Source organism: Butyricimonas muris, from assembly GCF_046365375.1.
In the GTDB taxonomy this organism is placed as follows: Bacteria; Bacteroidota; Bacteroidia; order Bacteroidales; family Marinifilaceae; genus Butyricimonas; species Butyricimonas muris.
Genome location: NZ_JBKEIT010000002.1, coordinates 503,397 through 526,912, shown reverse-complemented (window position 1 = coordinate 526,912; position 23,516 = coordinate 503,397). Strand labels below are relative to the sequence as shown.

The following is a 23,516-nucleotide window of genomic DNA, read 5'->3' as shown; positions in this document are numbered from 1 at the left end:
TATTAAAAATTAAACGAAAGTCCTGCCTCCATACTCCTCGCGAAGGGATACGCTATACCCCTCTCCGACCGAATCGTCGATGCCCGGAACACGTCACGCGCGGATGCCTGTATCTTCAAGCTACTCAACCCGAGCTTCTTGATCCACCCGTCATAGAACTCGTATCCCACGTAAACCGATTCCAGTGTCAACACGTTCTCCTTCTGCACGAAACGGGAAGACATCGGGGTACTCTCCGCGCTGGCGATATCCTTGAAACGCACCATATCCCCCACTTCCTGCCAACGCTCGTACAGCGCACGCTTGTCTTGATTCCGGTTCAAGGCACTCCTCGAGATATTCTCCACCTTGCTGTACAACGCCTCGTTGAACACGTCCGCCCCCATCTGGTAACGGAAATTCAGACTCACCGACAAACCTTTCCAGTTCAACGAGGTACCAAGCACCCCCTCCACGTCGGGACGGGTATTCCCGCAAATCACCTCGTCGTCATAGGAAAAATCATAAGTATAACTGCCATCCCTAGCATAAAACAACTCTTTCCCGTTCGAGGGATCAATCCCCGCGGACTTCACCGCCCAAATATCATCCGGGTCTGCCCCGTCATAATACCTCACCGTGTTCGCCCCCTTTCCACTGGCGTTCAACGTGGAAAGCTTATTCCCGATCTTGTCAATCTTGCTCTTCTGCGTCCTCACGTTAGCCCGAATCATCCACGAGAAGCGCTCCGCGAAATTCTGGAAAATATAGTACGACACCGAAGCCGTCAAACCTTGCGACACCTGCTCCCCGGCATTCGTCATGTACGTCGGCGTACCGGAAGAAAGCGGGGTACTCACCTTAATCAATAGCGGGTCTGTCACCTTGTAATAATAATCCGCCGTCAGGGAAAATCGCTTGTTGAACAACGTCACGTCCAACCCGATATTCTTGTCCACGGTAATCTGCCACTCCAAATCCGGGTTCCCGACCTGCGACAACACGGCTCCCAGCCCGAAATAGTTCATCGCCCCGTATTGAAACGAGTACGTCAGCAACGACTGTGCCGAATCAAAACTCTGGTTCCCCGGGTTTCCGATCGACGCCCTCAACTTCAACAAGTCTATCCATCCCACGTGATTCATGATAAACTTCTCCTTGTGCAAATTCCATCCCAGTCCCACCGACCACGTCGTGTTATACTTCCGGGAGGTACCGAAAACCGACGACCCGCTCGCGCGCAAACTGAAATCCATCAAATAGCGGTCGTCAAAAGAATACCCCGTGTTGAAATACCCGTTCACCGAGCGGGACACGGACTCGTAATAAGTGGGCGTTCCGTTTTCGGGGTAACCGTTCGAGAACGAGGGATAAGAAAAATCACCCTCCGGGAACCCTTGCGCCGAATACCCTTGCGTGAGCGACTTATTGCTAAAAACATTTCCACCCGCCACCAGATTCACCCGGTGTTTTCCCAACAACTTCGCGTAAGTAACACTCAATTCCCCCTCCACCTGATTCGTCCGGGTATTTGCCGAGCGGTATTCCCCCTTCTTGATGGCCTCCACGTCCTCGTACCGGGTATCATTCCGGGAATAAAACTTCTCCGTGTCGTCATTCCCGTAAGTAATCCCCAACCGGGCACGCACCCGCCACTCCGCCGTGGGGAAATATTCCGCCATGAAATAATTACTCAACGAGAGGTTCTTCCCCTCGTCCCGGCTATTCTGACTGGCGTTCCATAACGGGTTTGATGCCTTAAAGAAATCATTTTTCTCCAACCATTTATCCACCGTCCCCGAATCATTATACTTCTTGTAATAAGGATTCGCCGCCGCGTACTCACTGAATGCCACGATTGGGTTCTTGTAGTCGGTCGATGTCAACGAGAATTTATTCGAGAACTGGAATTTCGACACCCGGTAAATCAAATCGATATTACCGCTGATCACACTCCGGTCGGACTTTTCCATCACACCGGAAATCCCGTTATATCCCGCTCCCAGCCCGAACAGGAAATTTCCTTCACCTCCCTGCACGTACAGGGAATGTTTTTGGTTTACCCCCACCCGCAAAGGCTCTGCCAACCAATAGGTATCCACGCCACTCTCGATAGCCCTCAACTTCTCGTTATACAACTCGTTCATCTCCACCTCGCTTACCGCCGACCAAGACGCAGGTTCATACCTTCCCGCCAATCGTTCGAACTCCAACTTCTCCCTAGCGTTCATCAAATTATAACTCGACAAATCCGGCATCGACAGATTCATGTTCCCGTTATAACTTACCTGCAATTTCCCCGCTTCCGGCTTCACGGTTTCCACCACGATCACCCCGTTTGCCGCCTTCGACCCGTAAATGGCTGTCGAAGCCGCATCTTTCAGAATCGTGATCGACGCCACCCGGTTAATATCCAAATCATTAATTGCCACCAACGTCGACTCGAAACCGTCCAGTATAAAAAGCGGCTGATTCGGGTCGGCATCCAATTCATCCCTCAACCCCAACATACTCGACTTCCCCCGAATCTCCATGTTCGGCAACCTGTTCGGGTCTGAGCCGAACTGGTTATCCTCGATAATCGCGAAAGCCGGGTCTAACGTCTTCAGGCTTTGCAGCACATTCTGCGTTCCCATCGTCTTCAATTCTGCTGCCGAGTACGTGGACGCCGATCCCGTGAAACTCTCCTTCTTGCGGGTAAAGATTCCCGTCACCACCACGTCCGCCAGTTCCACCTCGTCCGCCTGCATCACGATCGAAAGTTCCTTCCACACCTCCCCACTCTTTAACCGTGGCAACTTCACGCTCACCGTCTTCATCCCGACAAAAGAAACCACCAGAGTAGCCGTGTCCACGGGCAGTAACAACTTGAACTTCCCATCCACATCCGTGGCAGTCCCCACCAGCGTCCCCGCCAAACGTACCGTGACTCCCGGCAAAGGCACACCTTTATCATCCGTCACTTTCCCCTTTACCTCCTTACTCTCCACGCCGGTTGAATCCCTCCCCCCGGCATTAGCCAACAGCGGGAATCCCAACAGCAAAACCATAAATAACCGGATAATCACGATTACCGCCATCTTCCGAGGTAGTAACTTTCGCTTAAAAACTTTCCTGTCATAAGTTTTTTTCATAACTTTGATTGTTAATTAATTAATAAAATTGATTTACACAAGGGGGTGATATTCAACGTTTCTCAGGCATAGAATACACCCTCTATTTTATTTTTCCGTTTGCACGATAGCAACATTCCATTCAAGAAGAATCTTTTAATCTACAATCATTCATAATTTCGTAATTTTTTTTCATTTCATTTGTTATTAGTTAAATCACTACCCACCTCTTTTCTATACAAAAAGGATAAAAAACTTACTTAAATTATTTCTCATTTCATTTTATCATATATTTATAATTAATTCGGAGAATTATTTAATTTATAATCCCCAACAACACCCACTTTAGTTCTTGTTTTTACCTCAAGTGAAGATATATATATCCTCACTTGAAAGCCGATTTATTCTTTTCTTTATAAAAAATTGAAACCATGAAATCGGAAATAGAGTTATATACTGCTCAAAAAGTAAAAGAACGCAGATTAAAACTAAAAATTAGCCAACGTTATCTAGCGGATTGCCTCAATATCAATCAACGATATATTAGCAAAATTGAAAATCCAGAATATGACGAAGCCTATAACGTTGATCATTTAAATGACATTGCCGTCATTCTTGAATGTTCCACACGAGATTTTTTCCCAGAGAAACCATTTAGAAGTAACAAAAGAAAACAATAAATATTTTTTCTACAATTCACATTTACTAGTAGTAAATAAGTTATAAGAAATTGTCCTTTTTTCATTGTCTTGATTTAATTAGAATTTTTAGAATAATGTCCATATCTATTTTGTCTATTACCAATACCTCAAATCATATTAAGTTCACCTCTCCCACTAACATATTACTTCAAACCCATTCTTTTGCACTTTTCCGCAAGTAACACAATTACACAACCTAGAACTCTCAAATTCTTCAACAAGAATACCACGAAGATATAGTTTAGAAAAATCACCTCCAAATAATTTAACAAAAATCTTCGTCGTGACGAAGTATGTCGATTCTGTTTATAACCTTTCTTTATAAAAAATTATACCATGAGAACAACAATAGATAAATACATTATCCAACGAGTAAAAGAAATCAGAAAAGCTAAAGGAATAAAACAAGAACAAATTATGGATCGCATGGGCTTAAGTTCCACATCTACATTTGTTTCCCAAGTCGAATCAGAAGATTATGAAGAAAAGTACAACATTTATCATTTAAACGAACTTGCCAAAATTCTTGACTGCGACATCGCAGACTTTTTCCCCCGCCCTTACCAAGAAGCAAACAGCTTACAGGAATATCGAAATGCAAAAGAAGAAGCAAAAAGAAAAGCAAAAGAAAAACGAGAAAAAGAAAAGAAATAAGAGTTTGTTTGAACCCCAAATCCTTTACACAATGCTACCCTTGTAATTCCCCAATGGAAATTTACCAAATACCCCGATAAAATCAATCACCTACAGAGAACCCAATAAAGATATACCCAAATAATACCGTAATCATACCCTACCTTCGGTCTTCCTCCGTTTATCTTGTAGAGATCCTATTATCTCCAATATAGAAACCCCGGAGTAAAACGATTCATTCGCCGCACACAAGAACTGTCTTCCTTAGGACTTCGGTAGGATTACTATGGGATTTCTGTAGTAACCAGTCATACTTTTCCTTTAATAATATCCGTTACTAATTCAAGCATAAGTGCATTCTTCCCAATCAACAAGGATGATAAATAGCTCGCAAAATTAACTTACATTATCACAAACTACGTCTATATTCTCCTAATACGTCCAATTTACCAACCATTTTCGACCATTTTTGCAACAAGTTCACAGGTATGCTACTAATAGTGTAAACAAATACATTCATATTACTGTCTTTAGAAAGTATTTGATTTCTATTTCAGATATACTTACAATTCTTCTACTTCAATCTCTCTAGTATTGGGCAATGTAACTAACAAATCTAAAAGCATATCCAAGAAGCCAGTATTTTTATAGAAATAACTTGGATTAGTTTCCAATTTCTCTTTCATTAAATAAAACCCAAAATTTGTATATTGTTCCATTGTGTCAATAAGCAAATCAACAACTTTTCTTTCCGTAATATCACCTCTTTCAAGTGCAATTAAATCCACATCGGTTTTTGCAACCACGGCTGTGAAAATATACTCTCTAATTTTCGGGTATGCCTTTCTAAATTTTTTTGAATCTACATTTCCCCAAAACTGAATAGGTTGTCCAAGCACATCCGTTTCACCGACCAAAGGTCTTTTGCCTTTTTCACCTGAATACAAACCAAGAAAGAAAGCATAAATATACAATTCATAACCTGCTCCAAACACTTTCCCCTTTGCAGAGGTCAATTCAGAAGCACCTACACCGTAATCAGCAAACTGCCGTAATAACGATTCTTTAAAGTGAACTTCAAACTTTGGGTTTCGTCTAGCCCAAATATCATATAATGTCTCTTTTGCCATAATTTTCTATTTTATACACGTAATAACTGTTTGAATGGTTGATAAATCGTGTTTATCAAATGGCTTTTTCTTTTCCATCCGGTAAATTGTACAATGTAATGAATCAATTTTTGAAGTATCCAATACACCAGTATCAGTTAAAAAACTTTTCGAGAATATGATACATTGTTTTTTTATATCGGAAATAACATTAAAAAAATCACTTTCCTTTTGCGATGCAAAGGAACTTGTCGGTGCGTCAAAAATCAGCGGATAATCGTTTTCTCGTTTTATAGTTGTAAGCTCTGACACAGCAAACAAAACCGACATATACATTGTTGTTTTTAATGCTTGATTAGGATTTGCTATAAATGTGCCATTCTTATCTTGTAATATAATGCTTGCAGTCCCATTCGGATTTTTATTAATACGAATTATACCATAAAAGCCATCAATGTTAAGTTTTCCAAGATACTGATTTGCCTTTTCTTCCAAAAGATCAAGGAAATCTTGTGTGTTTTTTTCTTTAGCATTTTTAAAAGCATTTTGAATCTTAGTTAATGCAGTATGCACCTTACTATAAGTGCTTGCGATAGAAGTTTTTGCCAAATTGTTATATTCTTTTTGCGCTTCCTCTAATTTTTGTTCAAAATCTTTTTCTTCTCTTTCAAGAATCATAATTTGTTGTTCTGCAGTAGATTTATCCCGCCACCAATTAGAAATATTTTGGAAGTTCTTTAATAATTCTTCTTCTGTAAAATGATCGTTTTGAGCCAATATTTTTTTCTTATTTTCTTCTTCTATATCAATATTTTCTTGGATTTTCTTTACATCTACTTTTCGAGCCTCATTAAATTCAATTCTCTCTCTAATCGTATTTTTCAAATTATTTAATTCTTCTTGATTATATCCTAAACTAATACTTTTTTGATCTAATTCTCTAATATAATTATTGGGAAATAAAGGCAGTTCTTCGTTTTTTGAAGGTTGCTGGCTTTTAAGCAATTCGTTGAGTTTATTGACCATAAAATTATAAGCATCTGTACCCCGCTCAGCTTTACGACCACAAACTTTACAAATTTCTTCCTCTATCATTTCTTTCATTGTATTTTCATCAGGAACATAAATTGGCAGAGGAATAATACCATTAGCGAAACAGTTAGAAATTTCTTGATAAGCTTCTTGCTTACCCTTTTGTACTTCATGTTCTTTTTCCAATTTCCTTTTTACCTTACTAATATTTTTTACCTTTTCTTGATATTCATTAAATACTGGCGGAAAACCACACAAAATCCACATTTCATCAAGTAGTTTTATTGTATAATCTTCATTAATAAATTTTTCTATATCTGTTTTTTTATTGTATAATGATTCAAGACGTTTATTTATGTTTTTCAATAGTGTACTTGCCTCTTTGCTATTCTCTATCTCATCTAATTTTGTTTTGTAAGTAGTAGCATTCTCTCTATTACTTCTCAATCTCTGTCGTATTATATTTAATTCTTTTCTATACGAATCCAATTTTGAACTTAATTCTCTTTCCTGTCTTTCGTTTTGAGAATCCGATTTCATAGCTCTTTGATATGCTTTAAACGACTGCATCTCAGCGAAATCCACAAAACCTTGATTATCATCATCGCCTGTATAATAAGGAGCAAATTGTCGTATATTAGAAAATGTATCAATTAGATACTTTAATGCTTCTGGATTGTTGAAAACATTAAGATTTTCCTCTCCTTTAAACATACAATACTTACGAATAGCCGCTTCAAAACAACGATCTAACAGCACACCACCTTGAATTGGTCTGCGTTCAACCCCTTCTACGGAAAAACCCTTGAATTGAAAATCGTCGGTTTTAACTACACCATTGGGATTTTTCGTAAATGTAAATGATTTCTCAACTATTTTTTCGCCATCATGGTCAAAAGTAACTGCAACACGCAATTTATCACACTCAAATTCAAATAGTTCAGCAATCCTTTTTTCAGACACAAGACGATAATCAGTATTTTGTTTTGAAGTATCAAACAACCATTCCAATGCTTCAAAAAATGTTGTTTTACCATCACCATTGTCTCCGACAAAAAGTACTAAACCATCATTGAAATTTATAGTATTTAGCCCGTAATAACTTCTAAAATTTTCTATTGTGATTTCTTTAATATTCATAACAAATTCTGATTTAGATAGTTAAATATCTCATTATAAACCTCTTTTTGAGTGCCTTTGTCCGTACTCCCATTAATACCCCGAATAATTTTAGCCACTACCACTACTATAGGATTATCAGAACGCAAAGCTTCATCAACGCTTGTAAAATCATCTGCACAGTATTCGTAATACGAACTTAAATTGTTGTCCGAAAGGACTAATCGCAACATTTTATCTTCGTTACTCATTGTCATATAAGTTTAAATTATAATGATTCATTGTATCTAACAACACCCCAACCGTATAAGCACTATTTTCAGAAAGTGAAGCAAAATTACACACACGCTCCAACTCTTTTTTCAACATACTACGTTCCATATTATAACTATCGCTATATGGCTTAACTTCAGGAACTACAACTAAATCGTGAATATATGCGAATAATTTATCAGCATGTTTGCGCAATATTCTTCCACGCCGTTGCACAAATTGCCGCGGATTTCCCGTACTTGCACAGAAAATCGCTAACTCGGCACGAGGAACATCTACACCTTCATCAAGACATTTCATTGACGTAAGTACGTCAATTTCACCTTTGGCGAATTGTTCTAAAATTTCATCTTTTCCATTTGTCTCCGAAATAAATTTACGCACTGTTGTTCGAGAATCAATATCTTTAACAGCCTTCGTAAAAACATCAATCAAATGAATTGCATTAATGTCTGTATCCGTTTCGTCTTTTTCAGAATAAATATCTGTTTCAAAATAATCGTTCGGGTCGTTTCCCTCGGGAACATACACAAGCGTATATTTCAAATTTCCTTTTTCTTGATAACGTTCCCTAAGAACATCACAAAAAATGTTTTTTTTATTAAACGCTTTATGAATAATGCGCTTTCTTGCTAACAACAAGGCTGTTAAAATCGGATTACTTTTAAAACTATCTGTCTTGCTATTATAAAACTTTGAAATTTTGAGAGACAAATCCATATAGTTTTTCAATTCTTCTTCGGTTAAACTAACAAGATGTGGATAGTAATAATAACGACATAAAACAGGGGCAATATCTTTTTCTCTATCGCCATTTATCGCCAATTCCATCGAAAACTCGTAAGTATAGCCATTTTCACTATTAAAAAACTTGTATATTTTTTGTGTACCATCCTCATCAAATTGCCGTTCAGGTGTTGCCGATAACCCAAGTCTTCGTTTATAATTTATATCCGGTAGAAATTTCAATAAAGAGGAAGATCCCATATTGTGACATTCGTCTGCAATAAGTAATGCTTTTGCAGATAATTTATTCAATTCTGCAAAAATATTTTTTCTTGAAAAAGAAGCATAAGTTGCAATAACTATATACGAAACATGTTCTACAGACAGTATTTTTTCTTGCAATAATATATTTCCGACCTCGTTTCTCCAATTAGGATTTTTGGAACAAACTTTCACGATTGAATTAAAATTAAATTTCTTACACTCACTTTCCCATTGATTCACAAGGGTAATAGTCGGCACGAGGATTAAGGCTTTGTAGTATCCTGTTTTTTTATAAATTTCGAGCAAGCAATTTAAAGAAGTTACGGTTTTACCTGTGCCTGTCGCCATTGCAAACAAACCTTGTTGATTATTATTTTTCCAATTTTCAAAAGCTATTTGTTGATATTTTCTTGCTCCTTCTGGATAGGGAAATCTAGGTTTTAATTGTTCTACTTTCTTCTTTTCTATTTCTTCCTTCAATTTTTTCTTTGCATTATCCATTGCCTTTTTGATTGTTGGACGAACTTCATTATTACTATTATGAAATATTTGCTCTTCTTGCTCAAGAAGTTCATCTATACTCTTGCCACCAAAGGCATTTTCTATGTCAGATATAATATCAATTGGCTCTACATAATTTACACTATCATCTTGTTCTGAAAATGTTTTTTCAAAAATCGTAATTGTATTTTTTACTTTAGCAGCATTTATATCGCCATCCCAATCACAAAAAGCATCAATACTTTCGATATTGTCTAATAATGCAGTTTTAGTAAAGTTACACGAACCATTAAATGCCACCATATTTTGCCCGTCTGAAAATACACCCGATTTCGTATGAGCAATTCCAATACTGTTTTTGGGTACGATAATTTGAAACTCAATGCGCTTTTTAGCAATTAACCAAGACAAACATTCAAAAAAATGTCTGTCCTTTTCAGACAATGTATTTCGCAGTTGTTCAATATTGGTTAAATCAAATGGAATTGTAGAGTTATCTTTTACACCTGCAATTATGGCATCTTTGTCTTGTACAGAAAGAATATTATTGATAATCAATCGCATTGTTCCTCCATTGTACAAAAATAACGCAAAGCCATCTGACAACGTACGAATAGCCGAAGAACTGAAAAATCCAAGCATCAAATCAAAGCGTATACTACTACACAAACATTCAGAAAAGAAGCCTAACGGTTCCCATTCCGTTTTTGATTTATATTGTCTATGAGGGGGCCATTGTACATCGGACTTTAACATATGCGGTTAAAATAATGTATGTAAATATTATATAAAACAATTCGCACAAAAAGCATCGCTATCGTCAGCAAACATATCTACTAACAAAGAATTTGCATTTTTCTTTGCTTTTTGTTCCTGCCGTTTGATGGCATCTAATTTGATTTGACGAATACGTTCCGGCTTAATCAAATCTGCTAAACTTTCACCTTGATTCCAAGTATAGCCATCTTTCTCAAATTCCATTGACTTTTGAAATAAATCGGGATGCTGTTCATAAAGCCAAATCCATTCTATTTTTTGTTGGAAAAAACAAAAGTAACACCCCGATCGACTACGACTGTATGTTCCCTTCTTTCCGTCAACTTCAAATTCAATCTCTTTATAATAAGCAGGAACTCCAACACCACTATCTTCCAAAATTTGATAAATATCGTTTATGCCCAAAACATCTTCGTTATCAAGTAAAGGAAAATCATCCAATTTTCCAACAGGAAAATCAGTCGTTTTTAGAAAAGCAAATACTGCTTTATTAAAAATTTTAACATCTAAATCTAACAACGCATTTAGTTTTTTACTGTAATAAAATTGCTTTGTCAGTGGTGTTTCTATAATTTGAATCGCTTTAAGTGAGTTATTTTCATCACAAACAGACTTATAAATTTCAACAAGTTGTGGAATAGCATCATTATGTAACACTTTATTGATAACTTCCATACTCCAAATATTTCTGCGAAATGGAAAAATCGCTTGAATATTCGGCTTTGTGGAAACATATCCCTCGCGTTCTTCATCACCACGTATACCTACATAAGAAATAGTGGGTTCATCACCAACAAATTTCTCAAATTCTGCCAATTTCATTTTTTGCGTACACCATCGTGCCTGAGGCGAAGGCAAATAACCTCCGCTTGATTTTAAAAAATGGTGAAATGGCGTTGGCTCGGGACTCCCCTGCGCCGCCTTTAACCTTTCAATACGTCCTAAAACAGATTCCAAATTATTTATAAGTTGTTCCGTTTCTTCCAATTCGCAACCTGTATCCGTATTATAATATTCCACTGGTAATTCAGGATATTTATTTTTCAGATAAATAGCCAATGCAGCACTGTCTTTTCCACCTGATATACCTAATACTTGTCTAACCATTATTTATTTTCGATTTTAGTATTCTTAATAAAGTACAAACATCTAAATTTTCATCACCCGTCAAAATTTGATTGATTCTTATTTCTAATTCTCTGGTTTTTTCTTTCTGATTTTCAGGTAAAATATAAGATTGCGGTTTTACTATTCCTTTTGTAGAAACTAACTCAAATTGATATATTTCTGAATTCGAGTTTTTATAAGCAACTCTCGATATATCAATAAATTTAGTAAGAGTAATAAACAAATGCCGTAATGTTTCTATCAGCAATGCAACCTCGTTATCTTTAATTGAAACTAACGGTTTATCCAATACAATAAAACAGATAGATTCATACCACTGTGTTTTGTCGGTTTGAGGCATCAACAAGCGATTTAGAAAACTTTTTTGCTTGTTAGATAATAAATTCATTTTTATCCCTTTAAATCGACTTTCTATTTCTAATTTATATTCCGGGAAATTATTTGCTTGCAGTCCCAAAACTTCAACAATATTTTCTTCAATTCGACTAATAAGATTCTGGTAACAAGAACGCAACTCCCGAATTGAGTTTTTTATCAAGTCCTGATATTGTGACATAAATTCTTTGTTTGCAGCTAAAGAATCGTTTTTGAAACCAAAAACAGCAGGCAAATCTTCAAAAAATGTTTTTTCAGGATCGGTGGCCTTTGCAAGCACACTACGAAATTTTGCCGTTTTGGGATTATCGAAATTCAATGTACTCTTGGCATATTCATTCAGATTATTGTAAAATACCAAAAAAGGCTTTATCGTTTCCAAGAAACTGTCTCGTGTAATTAAATCCTTATCATTAAGATTGATAAAATTACGGTATTGATTAAAAAACTCAATTTTAATTCCTTCTACTGCAAATGTCTTTATCCTAAATTCATTTGGCGATTTTTGCAATAAATCAAGTACCTCACGATTGATATTCGGAATATACCTACCCTCACTATCATAAAGTGAACAATCCTGTTTTCTGATAATTAAATAAATGGGAATCCAGAAATCTAAAAAGCCTTGTTTAAGTTTAAACGGTGCGACTTTTAAGGATTTTATCAAATCGCCTAATTTGCGCTGTTTCTCAATAGCTGACAGCAAAAACTCCTCACATTTGTTCCATAAATCTTTGATAGAATTATTATTTGGCTCACATAATGTATACGCACCATTAATTTCTCTATGAATACCCGTATTTTTAAGCAAAGAGTAATAAATTGTCTTTTCAGGCGGAAATTTATTTTCTTCAAAACCTAAATCGCTTGTTGCAACGCAATTATCATCAATTAAAGCATTGAGTAAATTTACACGAGCGAGTGAAATTGCACTGTTTATTTTCTGCCTATTAAACAATTCATTTTGAATAACTGGAGTTGAATAATAAACATCATCACAAACTTTTGAGAGCAATTTATTGAAATCTGCTTGCGAATGAACTTGTTTTTGTTCTCCACGGTAATACCATTCAATATTTTCCGAAAAAGACATTAAATTATAATTAACTTCCTTATTCAAAATATCCTTTTCGTATGAAATTAAATATTGTATTTCCTTTTCAGCAACTTTATCTTCTATCAAAATCTGTTTCCGAACATATTCCAGTTTCCGAATTTCGTACAAATGATTTACGATTGAATCTGAATTCTTGAAATGCACATACAACACTGCATTATTGCAGTTTTTTGAAATTTCAATTATTTGCTTATGACCTTCCTGATTTGCAAAAACAAGATTAATATAACCGTCGCAATCATTTGATGGAGTTAATACTTGTGCTTCATTAGAAAGTCGATATTCAAAAAAACGCGGTGTTCCTGTTTTATAAAAAGAAGCGTTTGCCTGTACTACCTTAAATTCAAAAAGTACATTTAAATCATCTATAAAATCAATCGGACGCGGGACTTGCCCCGCTGCTTTATAAAGTTCATCTTCTATATTTATATCAGTACCTTCAAAAATAATATACTGCGATTTATACTTTGCGAAACGAATAATTTTCTGATTTTCAAGTTCATTGATTACATCTTCAGGATTATGAATATTCAACGCTAGCTTTGCATATTGACACAAAGCGGTTCCGTCAAAATTGATAGTATTACTAAACAAATTACACAATCCAATTGTCTTTACAATTTTGCTAGCAATATCAACTTTCTCTACTTTCAAATACCCCTCAACTCGCTCCAACGCAACACGAATAGCTCGCCAATTTGTAGAATCAGCATTTACTTCCGACAAATAAGAATAAAAATTATAAATAATATAATCGTAAACATTTGCCAAATTATAAGTTTGAGTAACTGTTGGCTCAAAGTTATTGATTGAATTATTGTCTTTGGAATTTAGAAATGAAAACAGTGAGCGTTCATTTTGTCCATATCGCTGAATAGCATACGTGAGAATGACTGCAGAGAAAATATCAAGTGGATAGAGTTTTTCTGCAACTGAAATACTCAAATCATTGTTAATAAACTTAGTTCGTTTTGCCAAATTAAAAAGTGCATCAAAATTCTTTCCCGAAACGTTTTTTTTACTTGATTTTTCAATTTGTGCTGCAGCTAAATACAAAAGTTGTTCGACTGGTTCATTGAAAACAATCTCTTTAAAGCGTCCTTTTACTTTTTCCCATTCGTTGCGCTGCTGTTCACTTAACTTTTTGGAATAAGCACCGAAACTCTGGTGTAAAGTGGTAATCAGAATGACATTGTCGTGTTTCGGGTGATTAACAAACTCCGCTAACTGTTGTAAAAAATACAACTCTTTTTCAGGATTGTGATTTGCCGCATGTTCAAGTATTTTTCCAAACTCATCAATAACAAATAAAAGAAATTCTTTTTTCTTTTTATGCTCTATCAATTTCTGTTCAAGGCGAGAAAAAAACTCTTTTACATTTGTAGAATTACTTTCCAATTCATCGCTTAAAAGATTAGCAAGTGTATTATAATCACCTACAATATTAAGCGTTTGAAATTTCTTATAGTCATTGAATTGTCCTTTATTTTCAAAAAAAGATTTGGTATTTAGCAACAAATCTCTTTCCAACGCCGCCAAAAAACTTGATTTTCCCGTGCCGTAAGTTCCTACCAAGGTAAAACAATGAATACCTGAACTGTAATCAGCAATTAGACTCCCAAGAACTCGACGGGAATTTGAAGTTACAATATAATGAAAATCATTGAACTGTACGTTTTTTATATTTGTTGATAATGCGAATTTCATTGCCTCGTATAGTATTTTTCTAAAACGTCATTTTTATCTATTTCTTTAAGGAAAAATAATTGCTTAATGCCCCCGTCATCTGTATACCTCAACAATCGAGGATATTTTTCCACTAAGAGTAAAATAGTATCTATCAATTCGGTTTTACTTAAACAAAAAATCAACGCCAAATCCATTAACTTGTCGAAAGAAACAATTTGTTCGTTGTTTTTATAGTCAATTATTGCATACAAGAATATTTCAGGAACTAATTCACTTCTTCCCTTTATATTAAAATACAGCGTTTTATTTTCACTATCAGACTGACGAATAAGATTCAAATTGAGTAATAAAGCTGCAAAATCTTCGTTCTGTTTATCCTGCTTTGGCATTTCATAATTTTGTAATAAAACTCCAATATCCCTTTTAACCGTATTTTCGTTGTACAGATTAGAATACGCCGTTTCAGCACTTTTACGTTTTAGAAAATGCTGTAACTGTTCTCTTGTAAATTCATTATTTCTTTCTTTATGGAAATCGACAAAAAACAACTTGTAAATACTTGCTAATTCTGTTTTTACAAGCATATAATGCAAAAGCCATAAAGTTCCCAAATCTTCAATATAAGGATCTTTCCCGTCCTCATTATTAAAAAGGAAATCTGCAATATCGGTCGTTTTTCCCTCATCAAACAAGCCAAAAGCTCGTAACCAATAACGAATTGAAGAAACCATATTTTTCCCAACACCCAAATGGACAACAGCATCTTCGGCATTGAAATTATGATTTGCATTAACAAAATCATATCCCTTTTTTAGCCAAAGCGACTTACAATAAAAGGATTCATGTCCTGAAAATGTATATCTTATTTTTTCTACCATGTTATCTCTTTATATTTTTTAGCAATATTCAATACTTTACCTAAAATCATATATTCGTTCTCAACTACTACTGTACTTTAAGCGGCAAACTCAAGTGTTCGTCACTCGTCTTCGTCTGTTTGTAATAAATCAACAATCATTATAATCCGTTCGGCTTCAATACTCCGTTTTCCTTCTTCTAATTTGCAACAAGCTACCGTATCTATTTCCGAGACCGCAGCAAATTGTCGTTGTGACATTTGGCAACCTTCACGCAACTGTTCAGTCCGCTCTATAAATTTCATCTCCTCTCTATTTTTTTGCGTTTTGATATTTTTGGTAAATATATAATTTTCTCTGAACAATATCTATTTTAGCAGATGTTTTCTTTTAAATCCGCTTACCAATTCTATCACCAGTCTTGAATAGCTTCCAATTCTTTCACTGTTTTTTCCAATTTATATAGTCATATGCTGACATATCTAAATTTAGATTTTTCAGTGATTACTAATCAACAAAATTAGTGCATAACTTATCGATATCTTTAATTTTTCTTCTAATTCAGTACTCTAAAATCTCTCCTTCGAGATTAAAAAACTATATTTGAAACCCGAAAGAAAAATGCTTCTTATCAGTTTTAATATCAAAGTATATATTACGATTAAATGTTAGCATACACATACATAAGCAAAGGGAACTTCAGACTCCAAGAGAAGCCGCTACCTCAAATAAAAGATTCACGAGATGCTATCGTGCGTGTCACGCTTGGAAGTATTTGCACGAGTGATTTACACATCAAACACGGTAGTGTACCTCGTGCCGTAGCGGGCATTACCGTTGGGCATGAAATGGTGGGTGTTGTAGAACAAACGGGAACCGACGTTACTACCGTGAACCCCGGGGACAGAGTGGTCGTGAACGTGGAAACCTTCTGTGGAGAGTGTTTTTTCTGCAAAAAGGGATTCGTGAACAACTGTACCGACCCCAATGGCGGCTGGGCTTTGGGTTGCCGCATTGACGGCGGACAGGCTGAATACGTTCGTATTCCCTATGCAGACAGCGGACACAACCGCATTCCCGACGCGGTAAGCGATGAACAGGCTCTTTTCGTGGGTGACGTACTTGCCACCGGATTTTGGGCCTCACGCATTTCGGAAATCACAGAAAACGACACCGTACCTGTCATTGGAGCCGGCCCCACCGGAATATGTACCCTGCTTTGTGTGATGCTGAAGAAGCCGAAAAGAATTATTGTTTGCGAAAAGTCCCCAGAAAGGATTCAATTTATCCGGGTGATGTTGATATTTTCTGCATTCCTTCCTTCATTAGGTAACATTCATTGACCACTCGTTTAAATAAAGTTCAGACCTTCCCTGAGTATCAATTTCTTCGGGTACTATGTCCTCTGCTGACTTTCCACTGCGAGTTTTTACTCCGTGCTTCCGAAAAAAACATCCGCACGTCTGTGAGACCTCCCCAGTTAAGAATACTCATAGGATTTATCCTGCATAATACTAATTTTTCCAATTTGTGAGAAAGCTTCTCACAAATTGGAAAACGAAGATAGAATAACCTCATATAATTAAGGTTAGAACTACTAAAAACACGTCCATGCCGTAAAGTCAAATCCCGTGAAAGATTTTCTAACAATTTCGAGCCGTATTTAGCCCTTGCACTTCCTTCCTGCTCATACTCAATAACATATTTACCAATAAACAATGCATTAATAAAAGTGTAAATAAAGAAACAGTTCAATAATACACTTTTCATTTCTATATTTTATTTCCAAAATGCACTATATTTGCTGCATAATAGAAACAAAATAAAAAAAATAGCCATCTCAAAATTTAAAAATCAACTACTCGCTTTAGCAAATAGCTCTAGACCACAAGAACAGATTCCCCTTCATCCAAGCAAGCCATTTGCAAATTAAAACACCACTTATCACAACTAACCAAAAAGGGCATAATTAAAAGAGAAGGCTCCGACCGAACGGGTAAATGGGTCGTGACTGAATATCAGCAATAAAAGCTATTACCTCAAAAACTAACACCTTTTTCTTCTAATTCAGTACTCTAAAATCTCTCCTTCGAGATTAAAAACCTATATTTGAAACCCGAAAGAAAAATGCTTCTTATCAATTTTAATATCAAAGTATATATTACGATTAAATGTTAGCATACACATACATAAGCAAAGGGAATTTCAGATTCCAAGAGAAGCCGATACCTCAAATAAAAGATTCACGAGATGCTATCGTGCGTGTCACGCTTGGAAGTATTTGCACGAGTGATTTACACATCAAACACGGTAGTGTACCTCGTGCCGTAGCGGGCATTACCGTTGGGCATGAAATGGTGGGTGTTGTAGAACAAACGGGAACCGACGTTACTACCGTGAACCCCGGGGACAGAGTGGTCGTGAACGTGGAAACCTTCTGTGGAGAGTGTTTTTTCTGCAAAAAGGGATTCGTGAACAACTGTACTGACCCCAATGGCGGCTGGGCTTTGGGATGCCGCATTGACGGCGGACAGGCTGAATACGTCCGTATTCCCTATGCCGACAGCGGACTCAACCGCATTCCCGATGCGGTAAGCGATGAACAGGCTCTTTTCGTGGGCGACGTGCTTGCCACAGGATTTTGGGCTGCACGCATTTCGGAAATCACGGAAGACGACACCGTACTTGTCATTGGAGCCGGACCCACCGGAATATGTACCCTGCTTTGCGTGATGCTGAAGAAGCCGAAAAGAATTATTGTTTGCGAAAAGTCCCCGGAAAGGATTCAATTTATCCGGGAACACTATCCCGATGTACTGGCGACCGAACCGGAAAGATGCAAAGAATTCGTGCTTCAGCACAGTGACCACGGAGGAGCTGATGTCGTGTTGGAAGTAGCCGGAAGCGATGACACCTTCCGTATGGCATGGGAATGCGCCCGCCCCAACGCCATCGTAACCGTGGTTGCTCTTTACGACAAACCGCAACTTCTGCCTTTACCCGACATGTACGGTAAAAACCTTACTTTCAAGACCGGGGGCGTGGATGGTTGCGATTGCGCCGAGATTCTTCACTTGATAGAAGAAGGCAAGATTGATACCACCCCACTCGTCACACATCGGTTCCCCTTAAACAAAATAGAAGAAGCATATCGTGTTTTCGAGAATAAACTGGATGGTGTGATAAAAGTAGCGATAACAGGGAAAGAATGCTGAAATTAAAAAGAGGATAGATTTTCACCTATCCTCATAACCATTCACAAGCAGTTTTCGAATGCCTAACACACCTACCAACAACTCTGGTTTTCACGAAGAAGTCCCACAAAAGTAGAACTTCAAATACGCCTATACAGTAGAATCTCATCCAAAAGATGCAATTAACAAGTCACGTACCACCCCATCGTATTGGGGTTCATAGGATACGCGAATAGGCGCAAGACCAGTTAACGTTTTAAAACCGACATACTGAACAACTGGTCATTTCCCGCTTCGGGTATTTTCAGTTGTCGGCAAAATCTTTTAATTCTACATTTATCTGCATCAGTATGATAACTAAATTTCCATTTCAAATCTTCCGGAGCAACCACATGGTCAAGAATAGCCCTAAAATAAGGTAAATCCACGTCGCCCAGAGAATGTCCAAGTACCGTTATCTCCTGCAATTCCCGCAATGACTTGAAAAATTCCAGATTCCGGTCTATAATCTCTCCGCATCGTTTCACGTTTTCTTTATAATAATCCTCCAAACGCTCTTCAATCAAATCCGCGGCATAATACCTGACAGGCAACCGCCATCTGCCTTTTGCTTCATCTTCCGCAAAGAATGCCAAATACACCAACTTATCATTGGCGAAATACCTCCCGTTTTTCCCTTTCAAATTAGGACGGTACCTTCTTTTGTTTCTATTTTTATGAATCCACTCGTCAAAAGCCGCCTCAGCATTCTCCGCACGATGTCCTAGTACCAACTTACCAAACTTTTGTCTTCGCTCTCCATGTATATACACAATTTGCTCCCGAGGAATACCATATTCAGTTTCAAGAAAAAGTGTATAATTGAAGTTCAAAAAAGCCGCATTTCCATCAAGTAGTAGCATTTTCTTCCTAAACCCTTTCTCGTAATGCACGGTATTAATCCAGCGATGGAAATGATACTGCATCTCGACAGAACACTCCTTTACAATATCGCTTACCCACCCTATCAGTGCATCGAAATTCGTGTAAAAGCCATCCTCTTCCTCGTCCAACTCAGATAACTCCTCATCCATGAAGTCAAATACCCGTTCCCGATTCAACTCGCCGAGGTATCTCTCGAAATCATTCCACAAGCATTTACAAGCCCACGTATTTCTCGGCGCAGGCAAAGCACGCCCGTATTGCAGGCAAAGCAAGTAGTCTTTTATCGACTTAAAATTATTCATCATCGACCTTGGCCCAAAAAAGAGTTCAAACATCTTTAGCGCAAAGTCATCATGCCTGATTAAATACCCCCTGAAATCCCAATAAGTGGATTTCGCCCCGTGGTATCGATCAAATCCATTTCCTATCACGTAAAGATGTCTGACAGGTTCTCCGTTAATCAAGTTCTCAAGCATAAAGACAAATATAAACGATAAGGCAAAATTACACAAAGTGACTGATAAGACGAACACCATAAATGTTCATGTATCAAAAGATTTTTGCACAAGGCTTCCTCGTTGTCACAAATTTATAGTATTTTTGATAGCATGAAACCAACCAACATCACCCGAGAAGAAATGTGGGCAAGGCAATGCCTTGCGGCAGAGGACATTGATTATGCCGTGTGGGAGCGGGATAAGGCGATGTTGCACCAAATGGAGAGAATCAGCCGGAATTGTTCATTCGTGGTGGATGTCTATAAAGGCAAATATGTATACGCTTCCTCGAATTTCTCGGATTTATTAGGGTATGATAGTCGTAAAATCTGTACACTGGAAAGGCAGGGAGATTACTTGGAATCCCGGTTCCACCCGGATGATTTCCCTCAATTGGAAAAATTACAAATAAAACTAAGCCGGTTTATTTATAGCTTACCTCCCGAACAGCGGAATGACTATTGCAATATTTACAGTTTCCGGGTACGCAATGCCAAAGGACAATATACACGGGTAATCAGCAGACAACAGGTACTGGAACGGGAACGCACGGGAAAAGCGTGGTTGATCGTGGGGAATATGGATATCGCCCCCAACCAGAAAAAGCACGAACAAGTGGACTGCACGGTGCTCAATCTTAAAAACGGGGAAATATTTTCTCCGACTCTATTATCCCTGCCGCGGATTGACTTGACCGAGCGGGAAATAGAAATATTACACTTGATACAGAGAGGGTTTCTGAGCAAGGAGATCGCTTACCAACTCGGCATCAGCATACACACGGTGAATATTCACCGCCAGAATCTGCTTCGCAAACTAGGCGTGCAAAATTCTATCGAGGCTATCAATAAAGGATTGGATTTAGGGCTTTTAAAATAATTGCTATAAAAGATAGCTATAAATAACTATTTACCGCCTCATCCTGTTGAATTAACTTTGTACCTCTTTTCGTGCATTTTTATTTAACTAAGGAGAGGTATATGGTTTTCAACAAAACAGAAGAACAGGAAAAAGAGTATTTACGCCAGCTCATCGGTATCATCAACGATACGATAGACAACACGGACAAGTCGGTAAAGGAACACGTGGACACGTTGCAGGAGTACAAGGATTACATCTGGTCGAATAAAGACATCGATCCTCACGAGATACGTTCCATGCGGGAGAGTATTCTGCGGCATTTCGCGTCGGGTGAAAGCGTGATTGACAAGCGTCGGCGGCTAGGGAAAATTCTGGAAATCCCCTATTTCGGGCGGATAGATTTCAAGGAGAAAAAAGAGGGAAGCGAAACCATGCCCCTCTACATCGGGATACACACGTTCTATGATCCCAATCAAAAAATGAACTTGATTTATGACTGGCGGGCGCCCGTTTCGAGTATGTTTTACGATCACGAATTAGGGGAAGCGGCTTATTCATCCCCGACGGGAGAGGTTAGCGGGGAGATTTCGCTCAAACGGCAATACCGCATCCGGAACGGGAAGATGGAGTACATGATCGAAAGTTCCCTGACCGTCCATGATGATATACTGCAAAAGGAGTTGAGCGCCAATGCCGACGACAAAATGAAAAACATCGTTACCACGATTCAGCGGGAACAGAACCGGATTATCCGGAACGAGGAAGCCCCGGTACTTATCATACAGGGAGTTGCGGGGTCAGGAAAAACGTCTATCGCGCTACATCGCATCGCCTACCTGCTCTACGCCCAGAAAGGGGATATCTCTTCCAAGGACATATTAATCGTTTCGCCCAACAAGGTCTTTGCCGACTACATCTCCAACGTGCTTCCGGAACTCGGCGAAGAAACCGTACCCGAAACCAGCATGGAGCAAATTCTATCGGGGATTCTCGACAATAAATATAAATACCGGAATTTCTTCGAGCAGGTGACGGAATTGCTCGACAAACCCGCTCCGGACTTTATCGAGCGGATACGGTACAAGGCTTCTTTCGAGTTTATCTCGCAACTGGACAAGTTCATTCTGCACGCGGAGAATACCTATTTCAAAGCGACAGACGTGCAACTCACCCGACTCGTCACGATTCCGGCTGAATTTATAGAGGAGCAGTTCCGCCGCTTCAACCGGTACCCCATGCGCCAACGGTTCGAAACGATGACGGATTACATTCTGGACATGATGAAAGTCAAATACGGTTTCACGGTAACCACGGCGGAGAGGAACCTGCTGAAGAAGGAAATACAAAAGATGTTCACCGGGAATAACGACCTTCAAGTGTACAAGGATTTCTTCGAGTGGAGCGGGCAACCCGATATGTTCAAGACACGGAAAAATCACACGCTGGAATACGCCGATTTGGCACCCTTGGCATACCTGCATATGGCACTGGACGGGAATACCGTCCGACACCGGGTGAAGCATCTCCTGATCGACGAGATGCAGGATTATTCACCCGTGCAGTACAAAGTACTCCAAAAACTATATCCCTGCCGGAAAACCGTTCTCGGCGACGCCTGCCAATCGGTAAACCCTTACGGTTCGTCCACAGCCAACATCATCCGGAAAGCGTTCGTCACGGGAGAAGTAATGAAATTATGCAAAAGTTACCGTTCGACTTTCGAGATTACCGATTTCGCTCAAAAGATTCTGACAAACGAGGAACTGGAACCCGTGATACGACATGGCGAACACCCCGCAATCCTCCGTTTCAAGAACATGGAAGAGGAAATATCCGGTATCGCGAACATCCTGTCAACCTTCAAGACCTCGAACCACAAATCACTGGGAATCATCTGCAAGACCGAGGCACAAGCCATGGAAATGACGGAAAAACTTAAAGCGTACACCTCCAATATCTATTTCCTCTCCAACCGGAGTTCCGCTTTCGCGAAAGGCATCATCGTCACGTCAGCCCACATGGCGAAGGGGTTGGAATTTGACGAAGTCATCGTTCCGCGGGTAGACGATAAAAACTACTCCACCCCCATCGACAAGAGCATGCTTTACGTCGCTGTGACACGGGCGATGCACAAATTGACTCTCACGTATCACGGGAAGCCGAGCGGGTTTATTCCTCCCTCCACCCCTTGCACACGTCAATCCAAGCCGTGTAGTTAGAGCAATCTTCCAACTCCTTGATTGACAATTCGACGGCACTGTTACTTGTTCCCGCCGCCGGATAGACTATGTCAAAACGCTTGAGGGACACATCCAGATAAACTTTCGTTCCCGGGGGAATGGCAAACGGGCATACTCCACCGGGGGCGTGCCCGATATACTGTTCCACGGACTCTCCCGGTATCATCTTTGCCTTGTGATGAAAATTCTCCTTGTATTTCTTATTATCCACCTTGGCGTCCCCGGCGGTGACGATTAAAATGGCTTCCTCCCCTGCCAGAAAAGACATGGTTTTAGCTATCCGTTCCGGCTCACACCCCACGGCGACAGCCGCTTCCTCGACGGTGGCACTCGATTGAGCCAATACCATTACCCGTTGTCCCAAACCGAGGGTATCGAAATATTGTTTTACTTTTTCTAGTGACATA

General features: G+C 38.7%; 17 protein-coding genes and 1 pseudogene. 6 read left to right on the top strand and 12 right to left on the bottom strand.

Going from position 1 to position 23,516, the window contains the following annotated elements; all coding sequences use genetic code 11:
• Positions 1-2: 2 nt before the first annotated feature.
• Entirely contained in the window at positions 3-3,113 is a 3,111-nt protein-coding gene (locus ACK8P8_RS05120) for a SusC/RagA family TonB-linked outer membrane protein (RefSeq protein ID WP_369859107.1), read from the bottom strand.
• Between the two features lie 410 nt (positions 3,114-3,523).
• Here ACK8P8_RS05120 and ACK8P8_RS05115 point away from each other — a divergent pair, with 410 nt between their 5' ends.
• Positions 3,524-3,772, top strand: coding sequence for a helix-turn-helix transcriptional regulator (locus ACK8P8_RS05115; RefSeq protein ID WP_099290451.1), 249 nt, complete (start codon positions 3,524-3,526; stop codon positions 3,770-3,772).
• A gap of 357 nt (positions 3,773-4,129) precedes the next feature.
• Complete coding sequence (locus ACK8P8_RS05110) at positions 4,130-4,447, top strand: helix-turn-helix domain-containing protein (RefSeq protein WP_227217385.1); 318 nt, start codon at positions 4,130-4,132, stop codon at positions 4,445-4,447.
• Between the two features lie 542 nt (positions 4,448-4,989).
• Here ACK8P8_RS05110 and ACK8P8_RS05105 read toward each other — a convergent pair.
• The 8 genes from ACK8P8_RS05105 to ACK8P8_RS05070 all read right to left on the bottom strand — a co-directional run bounded on the left by ACK8P8_RS05105 (position 4,990) and on the right by ACK8P8_RS05070 (position 15,698).
• Positions 4,990-5,556, bottom strand: a complete 567-nt coding sequence (locus tag ACK8P8_RS05105) for a glycoside hydrolase family 15 (protein ID WP_369859108.1) — start codon at positions 5,554-5,556, stop codon at positions 4,990-4,992.
• 6 nt (positions 5,557-5,562) lie between these two features.
• On the bottom strand, positions 5,563-7,707 hold the full coding sequence (locus ACK8P8_RS05100) for an AAA family ATPase (protein ID WP_369859109.1): 2,145 nt from the start codon (positions 7,705-7,707) through the stop codon (positions 5,563-5,565).
• Positions 7,704-7,937: a hypothetical protein gene (locus ACK8P8_RS05095; protein WP_369859110.1), complete on the bottom strand. Its 234-nt coding sequence runs from the start codon at positions 7,935-7,937 to the stop codon at positions 7,704-7,706. The genes ACK8P8_RS05100 and ACK8P8_RS05095 overlap by 4 nt, the downstream gene beginning before the upstream one ends.
• A complete protein-coding gene (locus ACK8P8_RS05090; RefSeq protein WP_369859111.1) occupies positions 7,930-10,206 on the bottom strand; it encodes a DEAD/DEAH box helicase family protein in 2,277 nt (758 codons plus the stop codon). Before ACK8P8_RS05090 ends, ACK8P8_RS05095 begins: the two co-directional genes overlap by 8 nt.
• Before the next feature lie 27 nt (positions 10,207-10,233).
• A complete protein-coding gene (locus tag ACK8P8_RS05085) occupies positions 10,234-11,334 on the bottom strand; it encodes a phosphoadenosine phosphosulfate reductase (RefSeq protein ID WP_369859112.1) in 1,101 nt (366 codons plus the stop codon).
• Positions 11,327-14,554 (bottom strand): ATP-binding protein, encoded by a 3,228-nt coding sequence (locus ACK8P8_RS05080; protein ID WP_410025588.1) that lies wholly within the window; start codon positions 14,552-14,554, stop codon positions 11,327-11,329. Before ACK8P8_RS05080 ends, ACK8P8_RS05085 begins: the two co-directional genes overlap by 8 nt.
• Positions 14,551-15,414 (bottom strand): DUF4007 family protein, encoded by an 864-nt coding sequence (locus tag ACK8P8_RS05075; RefSeq protein WP_369859203.1) that lies wholly within the window; start codon positions 15,412-15,414, stop codon positions 14,551-14,553. The genes ACK8P8_RS05080 and ACK8P8_RS05075 overlap by 4 nt, the downstream gene beginning before the upstream one ends.
• A 101-nt stretch (positions 15,415-15,515) precedes the next feature.
• On the bottom strand, positions 15,516-15,698 hold the full coding sequence (locus ACK8P8_RS05070) for a helix-turn-helix domain-containing protein (protein ID WP_369859204.1): 183 nt from the start codon (positions 15,696-15,698) through the stop codon (positions 15,516-15,518).
• 360 nt (positions 15,699-16,058) lie between these two features.
• On the opposite strand from ACK8P8_RS05070, the pseudogene ACK8P8_RS05065 reads away from it, so the two are divergent.
• Positions 16,059-16,685: pseudogene (locus ACK8P8_RS05065) on the top strand (alcohol dehydrogenase catalytic domain-containing protein); the annotation flags it as partial.
• Between the two features lie 88 nt (positions 16,686-16,773).
• Here ACK8P8_RS05065 and ACK8P8_RS05060 read toward each other — a convergent pair.
• Positions 16,774-17,163, bottom strand: a complete 390-nt coding sequence (locus tag ACK8P8_RS05060) for a DUF1016 N-terminal domain-containing protein (protein WP_369859205.1) — start codon at positions 17,161-17,163, stop codon at positions 16,774-16,776.
• A 401-nt stretch (positions 17,164-17,564) separates the two neighbouring features.
• On the opposite strand from ACK8P8_RS05060, the gene ACK8P8_RS05055 reads away from it, so the two are divergent.
• On the top strand, positions 17,565-18,608 hold the full coding sequence (locus ACK8P8_RS05055; protein ID WP_410025587.1) for an alcohol dehydrogenase: 1,044 nt from the start codon (positions 17,565-17,567) through the stop codon (positions 18,606-18,608).
• Positions 18,609-18,835: 227 nt separating this feature from the next.
• On the opposite strand, the gene ACK8P8_RS05050 is transcribed toward ACK8P8_RS05055, so the two are convergent.
• Positions 18,836-19,987 carry a bacteriophage abortive infection AbiH family protein gene (locus tag ACK8P8_RS05050; RefSeq protein ID WP_410025586.1) on the bottom strand — a complete coding sequence of 384 codons (1,152 nt, stop codon included), beginning with the start codon at positions 19,985-19,987 and terminating at the stop codon, positions 18,836-18,838.
• 132 nt (positions 19,988-20,119) lie between these two features.
• Between ACK8P8_RS05050 and ACK8P8_RS05045 the strand changes: the two genes are divergently transcribed.
• A complete protein-coding gene (locus ACK8P8_RS05045; RefSeq protein WP_410025585.1) occupies positions 20,120-20,887 on the top strand; it encodes a LuxR C-terminal-related transcriptional regulator in 768 nt (255 codons plus the stop codon).
• A gap of 101 nt (positions 20,888-20,988) precedes the next feature.
• On the top strand, positions 20,989-23,088 hold the full coding sequence (locus tag ACK8P8_RS05040; protein WP_410025584.1) for a HelD family protein: 2,100 nt from the start codon (positions 20,989-20,991) through the stop codon (positions 23,086-23,088).
• Here ACK8P8_RS05040 and ACK8P8_RS05035 read toward each other — a convergent pair.
• A complete protein-coding gene (locus ACK8P8_RS05035; protein WP_099290462.1) occupies positions 23,039-23,515 on the bottom strand; it encodes a YbaK/EbsC family protein in 477 nt (158 codons plus the stop codon). The genes ACK8P8_RS05040 and ACK8P8_RS05035 overlap by 50 nt on opposite strands.
• Between the last annotated feature and the right edge of the window lies 1 nt (position 23,516).

Bases quoted from the DNA above. Each gene is read 5' to 3' on its own strand.
- ACK8P8_RS05120 (WP_369859107.1), bottom strand. From the start codon at position 3,113: ATGAAAAAAACTTATGACAGGAAAGTTTTTAAGCGAAAGTTACTACCT.
- ACK8P8_RS05115 (WP_099290451.1), top strand. From the start codon at position 3,524: ATGAAATCGGAAATAGAGTTATATACTGCTCAAAAAGTAAAAGAACGC.
- ACK8P8_RS05110 (WP_227217385.1), top strand. From the start codon at position 4,130: ATGAGAACAACAATAGATAAATACATTATCCAACGAGTAAAAGAAATC.
- ACK8P8_RS05105 (WP_369859108.1), bottom strand. From the start codon at position 5,556: ATGGCAAAAGAGACATTATATGATATTTGGGCTAGACGAAACCCAAAG.
- ACK8P8_RS05100 (WP_369859109.1), bottom strand. From the start codon at position 7,707: ATGAATATTAAAGAAATCACAATAGAAAATTTTAGAAGTTATTACGGG.
- ACK8P8_RS05095 (WP_369859110.1), bottom strand. From the start codon at position 7,937: ATGAGTAACGAAGATAAAATGTTGCGATTAGTCCTTTCGGACAACAAT.
- ACK8P8_RS05090 (WP_369859111.1), bottom strand. From the start codon at position 10,206: ATGTTAAAGTCCGATGTACAATGGCCCCCTCATAGACAATATAAATCA.
- ACK8P8_RS05085 (WP_369859112.1), bottom strand. From the start codon at position 11,334: ATGGTTAGACAAGTATTAGGTATATCAGGTGGAAAAGACAGTGCTGCA.
- ACK8P8_RS05080 (WP_410025588.1), bottom strand. From the start codon at position 14,554: ATGAAATTCGCATTATCAACAAATATAAAAAACGTACAGTTCAATGAT.
- ACK8P8_RS05075 (WP_369859203.1), bottom strand. From the start codon at position 15,414: ATGGTAGAAAAAATAAGATATACATTTTCAGGACATGAATCCTTTTAT.
- ACK8P8_RS05070 (WP_369859204.1), bottom strand. From the start codon at position 15,698: ATGAAATTTATAGAGCGGACTGAACAGTTGCGTGAAGGTTGCCAAATG.
- ACK8P8_RS05060 (WP_369859205.1), bottom strand. From the start codon at position 17,163: ATGAAAAGTGTATTATTGAACTGTTTCTTTATTTACACTTTTATTAAT.
- ACK8P8_RS05055 (WP_410025587.1), top strand. From the start codon at position 17,565: ATGTTAGCATACACATACATAAGCAAAGGGAATTTCAGATTCCAAGAG.
- ACK8P8_RS05050 (WP_410025586.1), bottom strand. From the start codon at position 19,987: ATGCTTGAGAACTTGATTAACGGAGAACCTGTCAGACATCTTTACGTG.
- ACK8P8_RS05045 (WP_410025585.1), top strand. From the start codon at position 20,120: ATGAAACCAACCAACATCACCCGAGAAGAAATGTGGGCAAGGCAATGC.
- ACK8P8_RS05040 (WP_410025584.1), top strand. From the start codon at position 20,989: ATGGTTTTCAACAAAACAGAAGAACAGGAAAAAGAGTATTTACGCCAG.
- ACK8P8_RS05035 (WP_099290462.1), bottom strand. From the start codon at position 23,515: ATGTCACTAGAAAAAGTAAAACAATATTTCGATACCCTCGGTTTGGGA.